A 14,290-nucleotide genomic window follows, 5' to 3' on the forward strand; every position below is an offset into this window, starting at 1 on the left:
GCGTGAGACAGTGTATACTCTGTACAGTTATAACTTTACGTACTTTACGTACTGTATACTCTTGATAACTCCCTTTTTCAACCTATATGTATTCTTTACTCTGGTGGACCATTTGATTACAATAATTGATATGGGAATGATAGGGGAAAGACACTCCTCAGGAGGAACGACATGAATGAACTTGCAGCATTAACGGAAGAGCAGCTAACGAAGCTGCAAAATACGCGCCGCCGCGTCATTGAATCAATTGGGAAAAACATGGATTTGTACGGCATAACCTTGTCGATCGGCCATCTCTATGGGAATATGTATTTTAACCGTGAGCCGGTAACACTTGATGAAATGAGCCAGACGATGGGCATGAGCAAGACTTCCATGAGTACTGGCATGCGTACGCTGCATGACTTGAAGATGATAAATAAAGTTTGGGGCAAGGGCTCCCGTAAAGATTTATATGAGGTTGAAACGAATTGGCATCAGAACTTTGCGGATTTTTTCTCTATTAAATGGCGGAAAGCCGTCGAGCAAAATATGAGTGCTTTAAATCGTTCAACCAAAGAAATTGCACAATTAAAGCAGCAATATGAGCAAGACCAAGCTTTCCTTGACGTACTGGAGAATGACACGCAGAAGATTGAAGAAGCATTAAAGTATTACCGCTGGCTGGATCGATTAATTGATTCGTTTGAGACGGGTGACATTTATAAATTTATACCGCAAGAAGAGTAAAGCTAGAGGAAATTTGCAATAGATAGGCCGCGGGTTATTAGCTGTGCGGCCTATACCAAATTTTATTTTGTCATGCTTGAAACCGCAGGAGCTCTTTCTCCTGCGGTTTTTTGTATTCTATTTTGGTTAGAGACAGCCGTTTCGCAGAACAATAAATGGAGCTTGCGTTCATGATTAATCCATTAAGAGCTTCTACAGCAGAATGGGGATTGGATGAATTCGCTAAGTTGTTTATGGTAAACTTATTCATACAACTCTTAATGAAAGGGTGACCGCATGGATGAATGATCAGGGAACGACCAGATTAAAGCCAATGATCATTGCGAACGGAAAAATGATATTACCGGATCAAATCGTTGAAGCGTCTGTAGTTGTGTTAAATGGCCGCATTGCAGCTATTGTTGAAGCCGCGAAATTTACTGAGGAGGAGTGGATAGGGAAGTATCCAGGCTCAGAAGTGATTGATGCAGCGAATCGGTATGTGCTGCCGGGCCTGATCGACATTCATTGCGACGCCATTGAGAAAGAAGTACAGCCGAGGCCAAACACACTGTTCCCGCTGAATATGGCATTATTGGAATTCGAACGGAAGCTGCCCGTACATGGGATTACAACCATGTATCATTCCTTGTCGCTTGGCGTAGGACTCAGCTTGCGCGGTGACCATTTGCTGACTGGCATGGTTGAAGAGATTAACAGCTATCGAAGCAAACGCTCAGTGATTCGTAATCGAATTCATTTGCGCTTGGAGGTCTCGCATTTGGCAGGCATTCCGATTGTTGAACGTTTTCTTCGAGACAATACAATTGATTATTTATCTTTTATGGACCATTCACCAGGTCAGGGACAATATCGCGAACCAGGCTCGTTTGAGCGATACGTCATGAAAAACCAAGGTGTAAGCGCGGATGAGGTTCGAATCATTGTCGAGGATCTGCTTGAGCGCAGGAAAATGGTTAGTAAGGAACAGCTGAAGCAGCTAAGCCGTCTTGCGTCGAAACAGGGAATTGCGTTAGCTTCCCATGATGATGACTCCTTACACAAGGTAAACGAATCGGTGGGGCTTGGCGTATCGGTCTGTGAATTTCCGATTAATCTGGAGACGGCAACATATGCGACATCAAAGGGGCTTCGCGTTTGCGTAGGTGCGCCAAACGTAGTCAGAGGAGCGTCGCACGACAAAAACTTAAAAGCAATAGATGCGATTGCAGCGAATGCTGCACACATCTTGTGCTCCGACTATCATCCTTCCTCGATGCTCGCAGCCGTATTTAAGCTGAAGAACGAAGGAATAGCCGCTTTGCCGGAGGCGGTCCGAATGGCTTCCCTAAATCCCGCACAAGCTTTAGGTGCAGCTGGTGAACTTGGATCCATCGAACCCGGCAAAGCAGCGGATCTTATTATAGTAGACCACTATGATGGCCTGCCCTGGGTAACTCATACCATTGTCGGAGGGCAGCTGGTTTATGCTTCCAAAACTCGTTATTGCGATGGATTAGCATTTTCTGAATGATGAAGATGCTTGTATAGGGAATCAACCATACGCCCTTGCTCCGGTTCGGAAGACTGCTGCCAAATCATTTCAAACAAGACGCCAAGGCCTGGCAATGCCCGCTCGTCGGCACCGATGGAGTCTTCAATTACCTCAGACAGCTCCTTAGCCGAATTATCCTGTACACGCCTAACGATGGCTTGACGCAAATCAATAACTTCCATTTTAACAGCCTCCTGGTACATTCAAATTTACTTATTTACTTTGTCCACCAGAGGCTGTTTTCATCCGATTAGGCAAGCTGTGGTATACTGGTTAGATCACTGCAGCAATCATCCTGCAAGGAGGATTTGGGTAATATGGCTAAGAAGCAGTACGCGGTTATCGGAATGGGACGCTTCGGCTCCAGCATTGCAAAAGCACTGACGGACATGGGTTTTGAGGTTTTGGCTATTGATTCGAATGAACAGCGGATCCAAGAGGTCGTCAATACGGTTACCCATGCTGTATCCGCAGATTCAACGGACGAGGAAGCGCTTCGGGCGCTTGGCATAAGGAACTTTGATGTCGTCGTCGTAGCCATTGGCCAAGATATTCAATCAAGCATTTTGACGACGCTGATCTTGAAGGATTTAGGAGTTAAAACGCTAATCGTGAAAGCGCAAAATGAGCTCCATGGTAAAGTCGTGAACAAAATCGGCGCAGACAAGGTGGTTTTCCCAGAGCGGGATATGGGTCTTCGCGTTGCGCATCATCTGGTATCGCCCAATATCTTGGACTATATCGAAATTTCGGATGACTACAGCATTATTGAAATTAAAGCACCGGTCCCCATGATCGGCCAAAGCTTGAAGCAGCTCGATATTAGGGCGAAATATAAATGCAATGTCATGGCCATTAAGAAAGGCACTGAGATGAATATTGCTCCTTATGCAGACGATTTAATTGGCAAGGAAGATATTCTAGTCATAGTCGGCAAAAACTCAGATCTTACAAATTTAGAAATCGCTTATTCGGAAGGTTAGAATCAACTATGAATGAAAACTTTGATCCATTGCTATCATCTGTTCAAAATGACAAGGTCAAGCATTGGGCTTCACTGCTGGACAAAAAAAACCGCGATCGCAGCGGTCAATTTTTAATCGAAGGCGTTCATCTTGTTCTGGAGGCACTGAGGGGACAAGCATCCGTGCTGACCATCGTCTACGACACCGACCGTGGAATTCCAGAGGAGCTTAAGCTGGAACGTGAGACAAATGATTCAGAGGCTACGCTCGGTTTGGAGTGGGTACAAGCTTCACGAGCGGTCATGGCTAAATGCACAGGAACGGATACGCCTCCGCCTGTGTTCGCGATTTTAACGAAACTGTCTCCAGATTCTTCAGCATTGTATCGCAAAAACTGCCTCGTCGTTGTCCTGGACAATGTACGTGATCCTGGCAATGCCGGCACGATTATCCGCAGTGCGGATTCGGTTGGCGCCGATGCCGTGATTCTTGGCAAAGGCTGCGTGGATCTCTACAATCCAAAAACCGTAAGATCGACAATGGGTTCCTTGTTCCATTTGCCGATTATTGAAGCTGACCTGAAAGAGCTGCTTCCGCAGGCGAGAGCCAAGGGCGTAACGCTTGTTGGGACGAGCTTGCAAGCCAAGCATACCTGCTATAGCTACGATTGGAAGCAGTCGACATGGCTGCTGATGGGCAATGAATCGGAGGGACTTTCTCCAATCGTTCGAGACCTTGTGAATGAGTCGGTCATTATCCCGATGGTCGGTCAAGCGGAATCTCTGAATGTAGCCATGGCGGCTACGGTGCTGTTGTATGAGAGCTTGAGACAGCGGGAGTTTAACAAATAAAAAATTCCCGTCAAATTTCAAAATTACCTTCTCTAAATAAAATAAACCGTCTATGAACTCACCAAAGACTGGAACCTGGTTGACGATTGCCCCAACCATTTCTCCAGTCTTTTTCTCTCCTCTTAAAGCATCACAGCAGGGATTCCCCATCCAAATCCCGAATAGGTAATCAGGCATAAACCCAAGTAACTCAAGGCTTTTGCGAAGTGAAAGCAGTTTACTCAAGCTTTTACTCAGGCATTTCCCAGGTACTTACACAGCCAGTATAAATGACTGTCCATGCTTTTCTCAGGTACTTCGCTACCCCTTCAGGGACACGAATTATTAGTTGGTTTCGTTCACAATTGAACCAGTTCTCTTCCAGTTTTCATGTCTTTTTCTCAGCGGTTTTGGGACAGGAATTTTTATCTCGAAAATGGCGGTGAGATCTTGTGGGGTAAGGGATTGGGGGAGGTGGGGATGTGGACAGTTATTTTTAGTTTTCTACAAAGTAACTTTGTAATTAACTTATTTCGTAGCATTCTTCAATACGTAGACCAGAAGGTAGCGACTTAATATTAGTCAAAGATACCATGTCACAGGTGGGCTGTTTAATTATTCAATAAACCTAACAGCCAGTACAGGCAGTTTCCCTATCTCTATCGTTGGATTGCTGGGATGTAGCGATACACATTCAATTTCGGCAAGTAGCCTTTAAAGGCTAATTTATTCAAAAGTCTTCGGATTACGGAGCAAGTGACAGGGAGTGAGTTCGTGCAGTTGATAAAAAGAATGACCGACAGTGATTTTATTGGTGGTGCTCCTGAGTTCATGGAAACCACAACACGTTATGCCTCAAGAGGTGTATTAGTTGATGATAGGCTTAACGTTGCTATGATGTACATGTCAAAAATTAACCTTTACAAGTTGCCTGGCGGGGGAATTGATGAAGGCGAAGAGATCAGGGATGCGTTTCTACGCGAAATTAAGGAAGAGACAGGTTATGAAGCCGAGATCATACATGAATTGGGCTACATCGAGGAGCATAAGAACAAAAATAATTTTATGCAACATTCCTACTGTTTTGTAGCAAAAGCGCAAAACCGTATAAGTAACGCGATGCTTACTGAAAGTGAAGCAGAGCTTGGAATGATAGTTGAATGGATGACTTTTGAAAAAGCAATAGAAGCAATGAACAGCTCGGAAATAATTTGCGATGATTATTCAACCCAATTTATGATTGCACGGGAAAAGGCTATTCTTGAAAAAGCGGTCGAAGTATTAGCGAACATATACGGACAAGGGATTATTGAAGAATGTAAGGGAGCCGATGAAAATGACAAAGGTTGAGAAGATCTACCAACAGGAAAAAGAGCAAGCCTTAAAAGAACAGGCTTATGATTTTGCCAAAAAAATGCTGAATGACCTTGATCCAGATAAAATTGCTGAGATCACTGGGCTTCCAATTGAAGAGGTCAATAAATTAAAACAGAATCAGTCATACCGAAGAGGTTGAGGGTTAATCCCCAGGCTTTTTTTTATTTGGTTAGCTTATGCTGCTGAACATTGAACGGCAGTCTCGCTAGGCTATCGAGCAGGTTACGATGATAGCGAAGTACCTATTATTATGGAGTATTACGTAGTTGCAACCGCAAGTGGCGCAAACGCAACCACCATGATATAGCATCGACTCCATTGTTATCCTATAATTTAGGTATCAGATAGCAGAGGAGAGCAAGCCTATGTCATTTAGTGAAAAGTTGTTACAATTAAGAAAAGAAAAAGGTTATTCCCAAGAAATGCTGGCCGAAAAACTGGGCACAACCAGACAGGCAGTCAGCAAGTGGGAAAACGGACAAGGTTTCCCTGAAACCGAAAAGTTGCTTATGATTGGTAACTTATTCGAGGTATCCATCGATTATATGTTGAAGGAGAACGAGTTGAAGAGCGGCGCTAAAGAGCATGGGTATTATGTCAGCCAAGAGATGGCGGAAGGGTATTTGAGTCATCAGCAGAAATCATCTAATCGCATTGCGACAGGTGTGTGCCTGCTAATTATGGCTTTTTTACCGTATCTAATGCTTCGGCATGAGCCCGTCGTTTATTCCGTTCTTATCATTTTGTTGGCGGCAGGGGGAGTCGTTGTTCTCGTTTCCGCTATACTGAAAGACGAAGAACGGTACCATGTGCTGGGAAAAGAAGCTCTTATGCTGGATCAGGGTTATATGAAGCAATTGAAGGAACGTTTGAATCAATTGAAGAGTAGGTACACATTGGTAATCATCGTCGGGGCTGGCATGTTAGCGGTAGGTGCGATAGCTTTTTTGCTGGAAGAAAAGGGGATCTCGGAAGGCGCACTGGTTCCATATTATCCGGTTTGCGTCGTTTTGATCGCCATGGGAACCTATATAATCATTCGAACATCTACGTTGTGGTCCTCCTATAGTCTGCTTATCTACAATGAGAAGTATATCAACCGGAGGAATGACGGCTTCTGGAGAAAAATCAAGAGAAAGCTAGCCGAATAAACTTTGTACATGTGGGAGCCGCTTTGGAGAAGTGAAAGGATGCAATTATGTATCGAGGAAAGTTGCGAAAAATCACTATAATTCTGTTAGCATTGTATACCGTTTTGACGCTCTATTTTTTGTATATAGGTTTCAACAGGGGTGCTTTTCTTCAAGATTCTAGCATGCGATATAGTCTAATGCCTGAAGGGATTCCTTTACACTTTCCGATGGGAAGGGACTTTCGTATTTGGTTTTTTGAGTTGGGCAACTTTGTAGCCTTTATTCCTTTTGGAATTGTTTTCCCACTGCTGTTTCGTTGTAATTTCATTAGATTTATAACCTTATTTATTTTGTCTATTACGATTCTTGAAATCTTACAAATGCTCACTCGTCTAGGATCCTTTGATATTGACGATATCATAATTAATACATTAGGGGCGGCGGTAGGATTTTGGGCACAACGGTTCGTTCACCGTGATCGAGATAAATTTAAAGGGATTTGTCGAATCATTTTAACAGCCAGTGTACTTTCGATTGGAGTCATTGCCCTTGTTGGTAGCATTAATAATTATTTGGAAAAGGGAGGCGGCGAAGTCGTAGCCCTGAATGAACTTACAATAACAGAGGGGTCTGTACTCTGGGATGAAACTCTCTTAGGTTTTACAGCAGTCCAAGAAAAGGTTGAACCACAAATCAATATGTACAGTAGAAAAAATACAAGAACTAATGAGTTTACGTATCATTTGGATGGCAAATATAAAAAAGTGGCAGGCTATGTCGCTATACCGGATGATGTAATCAACACTGCAAGCAATGGGAAAAGTGACATCCTATTTATCGCAGATGGCACAGAAATTTATTCACTAGGTTTATCAGCCAAAAGCGGAGAGAATCAGCTTACCTCTTTTCAAATCCCTATAAACGGAGCAAATGAACTAACCATTAAATTAATGAACGATGACTCAAATCCGACTACAAATGCCGTGATGTGGGACATTACTCTTACAGAACTCAACACAGGACAGAAGATTATGAACAGTATTAAAAAAGGGCTACGGTCACTTTTCTAATAAGTGTCATATCAAGGTAATGAAAGAAATGAAATTAAGCTTCTCTTCCATATAAGAGAAGCTTATTTTCATTACTATTGTTTTCGGGTTCTAGCCGAACATAATTGGAGGGCTAAGGAGTGGTCATTTGGAAGGTATAATAGGTTTCCTTGCAATTTTTGTTTCGATTTTTATCTTATGTTTAATTGTTTTTGGACTTATACTATGCAGGAAAAATCACTTCAAGGAAGGTTTTTACTTCTTTCTTATGATCTTCTTTCTGAAGATCTATGATTTTATTGCACCATTTACAATAAGCCGATTCATTGATTCTTATAATGTGAATCGTACTTCACTACCGCTGAGAATGACATTTGGAGAGATGATCGCATTACTGAGTTTCATTCCTAGAGCAATAGAGATTATTGCTTTTATTTTTCTAGTTGTTGGACTGTACCGAATATGGAAATCCAATACATTAAAATAAAGATAAATTGAGTTGATGATCAAGCAGGAGTTAATATCGTAACTCCGAATTGAATTTCGAAGAATAAAAGTTAATCTGACATCTGAAAAAGCAATACTATACTGTGACTTATCTTTGTTATCATGAGCTGTGACAAGATGTCAAACGAATGGAAGGAATTAGTAATTCTTGATAGAATAAATATGAAGATGATAAGATAATAAATTTGTCCACATAAGGAGATAAAACTATGGCAAATAACCAATTACTAAGAATGGACAATGTTGGCATCGTTGTAGAATCCCTTGATAACGCAATCTCTTTTTTCGAGGAGATTGGCTTGAAGCTCGAAGGGCGTGCTACTGTCGAAGGCGAATGGGCTGGTCGCGTAACCGGGCTGGGTTCACAGTGTGTAGAGATTGCTATGATGGTTACCCCAGATGGCCATAGCCGAATTGAACTTTCGCGATTTCTCACCCCACCTACTATATCAGATCACCGAACTGCTCCTGTAAATGCCCTCGGTTATCTACGCGTTATGTTCACTGTTGAAGACATTGACGAAATAGTATCCAGACTCATTAAGCATGGTGCTCAGCTCGTTGGCGAAGTGGTTCAGTACGGGGACTCGTACCGGCTCTGCTACATTCGCGGAAATGAAGGGATTTTAATCGGTTTGGCGGAACAACTCGGTAATAAATAAGTGACGCCTATAAGAAGACTTAACTGAAATATGCATTACTAGAGTAAGATGCATCATATAAACACTGCATTCACGCTCCATTTCTTTGTTAAGTTAATGTTAGGGGGAAATGATGAAAAGTAAAAAATGCATGACTCTGATCGGTCTTATCTTTATTTTGATATATTTTTCAGTAAGTATTTGGATGTTATCCAGTGTCAAGGAAACACTGAGAACAATATATCTTCATCCAGAGAAGGATAATCAAATAGTGCATAAACAAATAACTGAATCAGCTTTAAATAAGTTTCATAGAAATGAAATATACCCATCAAGTTCATCAAGCCAGGAGGAAATAATAGCTTACTCAACGAATATGGGATTTGGATTAAACATTTTCTACTCAGGCACCATTTGGATCAAATATACATACAAGGCATTAGACAAAAAAACAATGGAAGTCAAATATGGTTCTTCAAGAGTTCCACTACAGTTAAAGGTAAAACTGAAGAATGGAAGTTGGAGAATAACGGACAAATATGAAAAACCATAATATATCCCGCTGGAACCGATCGGCAGTGAGGCATCTCGGATTCGCAAGAGCTTTCGTCTGCTTGCTTCCGTTGGAACACTTCCGAAATTGGGTTAGAAACGAACGATAAAAAAACTTAAAACGCTACTGACATAATGGTGTCAGTAGCGTTTTTGTATACTTAGAAAAAAAGATGATTAGAGGCGATGATATATGATGATTACAACAAAGTTAGCATTACAACTATTTGAGGAAACTGCGACATATTATATTCATGAACTGGATCAATTCAGTCTGGAGCAGCTGAGGCAAAAGCCAAGTGATAACGAGTGGTCCATCGGACAGATGCTTGTACATCTCATTAGCTCGGCGCTTGATATGCAGCTTCGTAATATTGATCAGTGTCTGATGCCAAGCGAAGATCCCATGGTACCTCGAACGGAAAAAAACGAGGTTGGTGTGGCTATATTTTCTCAAGGGAGCTTCCCACCCATTCGTATTCATGTTCCGCCTTCCCCACAATATACTCCAGAGCAGCCAGAAAGCAAAGAGCAGCTAATTCAAGGCTTATATACTGTCATCCAGAGAATGAATGACATTGAACCTACCCTTGAAAAAGTGACCAAACAAAATATAGTGTCCCATCCGAGATTCGGTGGCTTGTGTGCGGAGGAATGGTTTTTGCTTGTTGAAATGCACTACCGTCATCATCTTCTGCAGCTCGACCGCTTAAAACAAGGATTGGTTCGGGAAGCGATCTAAACATTTTACAGAATAAAGATTTATTAGAACAGCTTAGCATCACTCGCGTGTAACGATAGTTCAATAAAAACACGAAAGTAGCCGATCACCATGATCGGCTGCTTCATTATGCTAACGGGCAGGATTGCGTGGTGTTGCCATTAACAACAATCATATATCAATTATCTTTCAAGGCTAATTTGATGATAAAATAATTTGATATACAGAGATTGATGCTGCTGACACTTCAAATAAATGTGTCTGGCAGGGAGGGGGGATTACTAATGATTAATTTAAAAAAGTTCAAGCAATTATTAAAAGAAACATTCGAACAAGAACTAATAAAGCATGGATTCAATGGCACAGGTGGTAGGTATAGAACAAAACCTAATGATCATTTCATATATACCGTCAATATTCAAGCTGATAAATATGGTGGGTGTTGTTGTGTTGAACTTGGAGTATTCATAGACTTCATCCCAAACACTTTGGGTGTTCATGTCCCTCTTAATAAAGTTTCATCTTATGATTGTGATTTTCGGTGGAGACTTTCAGACCTCGAAGTTGAAGACTTATGGTGGAGTTATGGTGAAACGGAAATCGAAGCCCTTGAAAACATCGGACATATGACAAAAACTTTTTTAGAATACGGTCTACGATATTATGGGTATTTCATTCATTTCCCTGAAAGTCTCACAAGTATTAGCATAGAGGACATAGAACAAAGTAATAAGAATGTAAATCGGTTAGGTGAGTTGCCAACAAATATTAGATTAGCATTAGTTATTTCTAGAGTACATTTGCATGTGAACAACAATGAGCAGGCTATTTCTTTCGCAATTTGGGCGATTAGTCAAATTGGTGATAAACAAGCTGGAAGTGCTTTGATTCCTGTGTTTAACGAGATAATTTACAAAGCAACTGCTGCAAAGAGGTTACAATGAAGAGGTTATAGATATTTGATATAACTGGGAACTATAGCTTCATAAACACCAGGACGAGGCTGCCGGAATAAATCGGCTGCCTCGTTGAGCTAACTGACAGGGAAGCGTGGTGCTCTGGTCGAATTGTTTACCATAGATAAGCCATAAAGTTTCCAAATTGTGAGGGATAGTATGAAAAGGAAAACTAAAGAAGCATTTTACAATAACGCGTTAGATTGTACTTATTTATTGTCATTAGGTATGGAGTATTTTGAGTTTAATGACCGCGCTCGAAAAACGATGGATAGCTTTTTTGATTATGAATACCAACAAGGTGAAATCGAACAGAGAATCAAGATGAAACTTGCAAGCGCATATATGGCCTTCTTAGGAAAGACTAATTTCAGAGATAGATCGGATATTAACAACAAAGTTCTAATCGATAAGTTATCAGGAGAATTGGCAGAAATCAAAGAAGAACTGGGATTCAGCTAACTCAACGAGGCTGCTGACATAAATCGATAGCCTCGTTGAGCTAACGGGCAGGATAGTTTGATCTCTTCACGAATACCTCAGATATGGGAAATTTACGTTCATCGCAAATAAGACGTTATGAGAAACTGCGGTAGTGACATTAATTTCAAAAATCCATTAAGCTCGGAGTTGAAATATGAGTTTAATTCTTCCTTTGGATATTATTGAAAAAATACAGCAGGAATATAAGGATCAATACGATTTTGTTGAAGACCTATTAACTAATCAAAGTTTTTTCCACACCGAAGAAGAGGTTATATTGAGATTAATTAGATCAATTTTGTTTTTATCTGAAGGAAGTATTGAACAGCTTCAAAAATATCTCAACATTGCAAAAATAGATTTTAGAGATGTGTTCTATTGGGCTGAATACGATCAAAATAACAAACAAATACGGGATTTTAAAAAGCCATTTAAAGGGGAATACAATTAAACGTTGAGCTAACGGAAAACAATAGTTCAATAAAAACACGGAAGCAGCCGATCACCATGATCGGCTGCTTCATTATGTTAACGGGCAGTTTAGCGTAACAAATGACCTCGTTAGATTTTGTGTAATATTTTTTGGAGTACTTATTAAACTGAAATCATCTTCGCCACTGCGAAGGTGACAGACCCATATACTTTTTGAATACAGTGGCAAAATGCTGACTAGTCTTATAACCTAAATCCATTGCAACTGTTGTGACGCTAATTTCTTTCTGAAGGAGTATCTGACAGGCAAGTTCAATTCGTAGCCGATCAATATAATTAGCAGGTGACTGTCCATACATAAGGTGAAACAATCGATAGAAATGGGATTCACTTACGCCGATTTGATTGGCCAGATCTTTATTAGTCCATCTCTTTTCTGGCGCTGCCTGAACGGTTTCGGTCAAAGTAAACATAGCCCTTTGGAGATCAAATGAGATTTGACGGTTAGAGAATGGGTTCAACATTTGCAAAATGATATCGAGTACATAATGACGAATTCGGCAGGAGGAGAGTGGCTCGTAATGCTCAATGATGTCTCTTAGCTTGGTGAAGAGTTCACGAACACGGATATCCACAGGTATAATTCTTGGTAACTTTTGTAGTTGGTTATGAATCTCCATACGCTCTTCATCTGGTAAGTTTAGCCAACCGACATGCTCTGAGGGATCTAATAGTATCAACCACCAAATTCTGCAGGGTTCGATGAAATTAAGACGTGCACGATGCCATTCTCCAGGTCGGGTGTGAAAGATCTGTCCGGTGTGGGAAGTAATTAATTGACCGTCTACCTCCCATGTGACTTTTCCGCTGTCCACGAATACATACTCGTACGATCGTTCATGCTTATGAATAACGAGGGGAGAGGCTTCTTGAAATCGGTCATATCCCAGCATTATTAATTCAGGCAAATGGGCAAGCTGATTTGACTCTGAAAACTCATACACCCATCGTGATGTTTCCGTATGCATTTTTACCATAGTTACGATCCTTTTAGTTTCTAATGATCTCTTATGTTTCTAATCCTATTTGATAGGCTTAGGGAAGTCAATGCTCATCAAGTGGTCTACAATAAAAGAAGTAAGCCACTTTGACTAAGAAAAGATGAGGTGTTCCATTATGGGAGTTATTCCTTATACCATTACGGCAGCTGATAAAGAGAAATTTGATCAAGACGGTTATTGGATCAGCCCCAAATTACTGGATGACGAGACAATCGATCAACTTCGTGGAGCGCATGAGCGCATATGGAAGAAAGATTATGATGGGGCTGGGATACCATTGCATGTTTTCAAACTTTCGGAGAATCCGCATGCTCTTCGTAAATTCGATAATGGCTGGTGGATTAACGATGAAGTTCGGAGTGTTGTTACTGATCCGAATTTAGGAGAAATGGCTGCGAAGCTGCTGAACGAGGATGAGATTCGTCTATGGCATGATCAAGTGATCTACAAGCCAGGTACTTCAGGGCAAGAAACAACAGCTGGAAATGTGGGATGGCATCAAGATTACGGCTATTGGCGATCAAGCAGCACAACAAATATGGTGACCGTTTGGATTGCATTGCAGGATACAAATCTGAATAATGGCGGCATGATGACGATCTTGGGTTCACATAAGTGGGGCGCAGTGGAGGGAAGTGATACATTCTTCGAACAGGATATGGTAAAGCTGAAGCAACGGTTTGCAACGCGTGATTGGATTGAGGAGCCATGTATACTAAAAGCTGGACAAGCGAGCTTCCACCATGCGCTAACCTTCCATGGATCGTCAACAAATTTTACAGATCAGCCTCGGTTATCGGTTGTTGCTCATCTTATGCCTGGAGATACCTTTTACAAAGAGGGCAGAGTACGGCATGATAATGTTCGATTGCTCGGGCCACGTCCGCAATTTGGACAGAAGTTCGATAATGAGTTCTTCCCTTTACTGTATTCCAAATAAGCAATAGACAGTGAGTGTGTAGAGTTTCTGAATGATTTTCAAAGTATACAAACTTTACTAACAAATAACTCGTTGAGCTAACGGGAAACGATAGATAAAAACTAAAAGGGCTGCCGCGTGGCAGCCCTTTTAGTTACGCTATACCAGCTAATAGCTTGTCAAGATTACCAGTAAAGCCATTCTGAAACATATGTAATAGTTGCAAATGAGTAAGCCATATAACCGATCAATTACTCCTACATTATGGAAGGTTATACTAGGACGTGTCTGAAAACTAAATGATTTTGTAGTATAATTTGAGAAAAACGATTGGAGCATCCACCATGATTCAAAGAAGGTATGAACTAAGTGATGAACAATGGGAACAAATTAAGGATATG

The 14,290-nt window shown here is 41.1% G+C and carries 17 protein-coding genes; 15 read left to right on the top strand and 2 right to left on the bottom strand.

Going from position 1 to position 14,290, the window contains the following annotated elements; genetic code table 11:
• Window positions 1-171 precede the first annotated feature (171 nt).
• Window positions 172-729 (top strand): GbsR/MarR family transcriptional regulator, encoded by a 558-nt coding sequence (locus E0496_RS24790; protein WP_139996149.1) that lies wholly within the window; start codon window positions 172-174, stop codon window positions 727-729.
• A 280-nt stretch (window positions 730-1,009) separates the two neighbouring features.
• Window positions 1,010-2,242 carry an alpha-D-ribose 1-methylphosphonate 5-triphosphate diphosphatase gene (locus E0496_RS24795; protein WP_141504442.1) on the top strand — a complete coding sequence of 411 codons (1,233 nt, stop codon included), beginning with the start codon at window positions 1,010-1,012 and terminating at the stop codon, window positions 2,240-2,242.
• On the opposite strand, the gene sspI is transcribed toward E0496_RS24795, so the two are convergent.
• Window positions 2,212-2,445 carry a small acid-soluble spore protein SspI gene (sspI, locus tag E0496_RS24800; RefSeq protein WP_139996153.1) on the bottom strand — a complete coding sequence of 78 codons (234 nt, stop codon included), beginning with the start codon at window positions 2,443-2,445 and terminating at the stop codon, window positions 2,212-2,214. The genes E0496_RS24795 and sspI overlap by 31 nt on opposite strands.
• 135 nt (window positions 2,446-2,580) lie before the next feature.
• Here sspI and E0496_RS24805 point away from each other — a divergent pair, with 135 nt between their 5' ends.
• From E0496_RS24805 to E0496_RS24860, 12 genes are all read left to right on the top strand, one after another.
• A complete protein-coding gene (locus E0496_RS24805; protein ID WP_139996155.1) occupies window positions 2,581-3,246 on the top strand; it encodes a potassium channel family protein in 666 nt (221 codons plus the stop codon).
• Between the two features lie 8 nt (window positions 3,247-3,254).
• Window positions 3,255-4,079, top strand: a complete 825-nt coding sequence (locus E0496_RS24810) for a TrmH family RNA methyltransferase (protein ID WP_141504443.1) — start codon at window positions 3,255-3,257, stop codon at window positions 4,077-4,079.
• Window positions 4,080-4,832: 753 nt separating this feature from the next.
• On the top strand, window positions 4,833-5,408 hold the full coding sequence (locus E0496_RS24815) for an NUDIX hydrolase (protein WP_141504444.1): 576 nt from the start codon (window positions 4,833-4,835) through the stop codon (window positions 5,406-5,408).
• On the top strand, window positions 5,395-5,574 hold the full coding sequence (locus E0496_RS24820; RefSeq protein WP_141504445.1) for a hypothetical protein: 180 nt from the start codon (window positions 5,395-5,397) through the stop codon (window positions 5,572-5,574). Before E0496_RS24815 ends, E0496_RS24820 begins: the two co-directional genes overlap by 14 nt.
• Before the next feature lie 226 nt (window positions 5,575-5,800).
• Window positions 5,801-6,586: a helix-turn-helix domain-containing protein gene (locus E0496_RS24825; RefSeq protein WP_141504446.1), complete on the top strand. Its 786-nt coding sequence runs from the start codon at window positions 5,801-5,803 to the stop codon at window positions 6,584-6,586.
• A 47-nt stretch (window positions 6,587-6,633) separates the two neighbouring features.
• A complete protein-coding gene (locus E0496_RS24830) occupies window positions 6,634-7,638 on the top strand; it encodes a VanZ family protein (protein WP_141504447.1) in 1,005 nt (334 codons plus the stop codon).
• A 695-nt stretch (window positions 7,639-8,333) separates the two neighbouring features.
• Window positions 8,334-8,786, top strand: a complete 453-nt coding sequence (locus tag E0496_RS24835; protein ID WP_141504448.1) for a VOC family protein — start codon at window positions 8,334-8,336, stop codon at window positions 8,784-8,786.
• 112 nt (window positions 8,787-8,898) lie between these two features.
• Entirely contained in the window at window positions 8,899-9,318 is a 420-nt protein-coding gene (locus tag E0496_RS24840; protein ID WP_206669850.1) for a hypothetical protein, read from the top strand.
• A 198-nt stretch (window positions 9,319-9,516) separates the two neighbouring features.
• Window positions 9,517-10,059 carry a DinB family protein gene (locus E0496_RS24845; protein WP_421924618.1) on the top strand — a complete coding sequence of 181 codons (543 nt, stop codon included), beginning with the start codon at window positions 9,517-9,519 and terminating at the stop codon, window positions 10,057-10,059.
• 263 nt (window positions 10,060-10,322) lie between these two features.
• Window positions 10,323-10,982 carry a DUF4304 domain-containing protein gene (locus E0496_RS24850; RefSeq protein WP_161601557.1) on the top strand — a complete coding sequence of 220 codons (660 nt, stop codon included), beginning with the start codon at window positions 10,323-10,325 and terminating at the stop codon, window positions 10,980-10,982.
• A gap of 171 nt (window positions 10,983-11,153) precedes the next feature.
• Window positions 11,154-11,456, top strand: coding sequence for a hypothetical protein (locus E0496_RS24855; RefSeq protein ID WP_141504451.1), 303 nt, complete (start codon window positions 11,154-11,156; stop codon window positions 11,454-11,456).
• 175 nt (window positions 11,457-11,631) lie between these two features.
• Window positions 11,632-11,928, top strand: coding sequence for a hypothetical protein (locus tag E0496_RS24860; protein ID WP_141504452.1), 297 nt, complete (start codon window positions 11,632-11,634; stop codon window positions 11,926-11,928).
• A 154-nt stretch (window positions 11,929-12,082) separates the two neighbouring features.
• Here the strand turns inward: E0496_RS24860 and E0496_RS24865 are convergent, their stop codons facing one another.
• Complete coding sequence (locus E0496_RS24865; protein WP_141504453.1) at window positions 12,083-12,946, bottom strand: helix-turn-helix transcriptional regulator; 864 nt, start codon at window positions 12,944-12,946, stop codon at window positions 12,083-12,085.
• Window positions 12,947-13,085: 139 nt separating this feature from the next.
• Here E0496_RS24865 and E0496_RS24870 point away from each other — a divergent pair, with 139 nt between their 5' ends.
• Window positions 13,086-13,910: a phytanoyl-CoA dioxygenase family protein gene (locus E0496_RS24870; RefSeq protein ID WP_141504454.1), complete on the top strand. Its 825-nt coding sequence runs from the start codon at window positions 13,086-13,088 to the stop codon at window positions 13,908-13,910.
• Window positions 13,911-14,290: the final 380 nt, after the last annotated feature.

It is taken from the genome of Paenibacillus luteus (assembly GCF_006542765.1).
GTDB classification, from domain to species: Bacteria; Bacillota; Bacilli; order Paenibacillales; family Paenibacillaceae; genus Pristimantibacillus; species Pristimantibacillus luteus.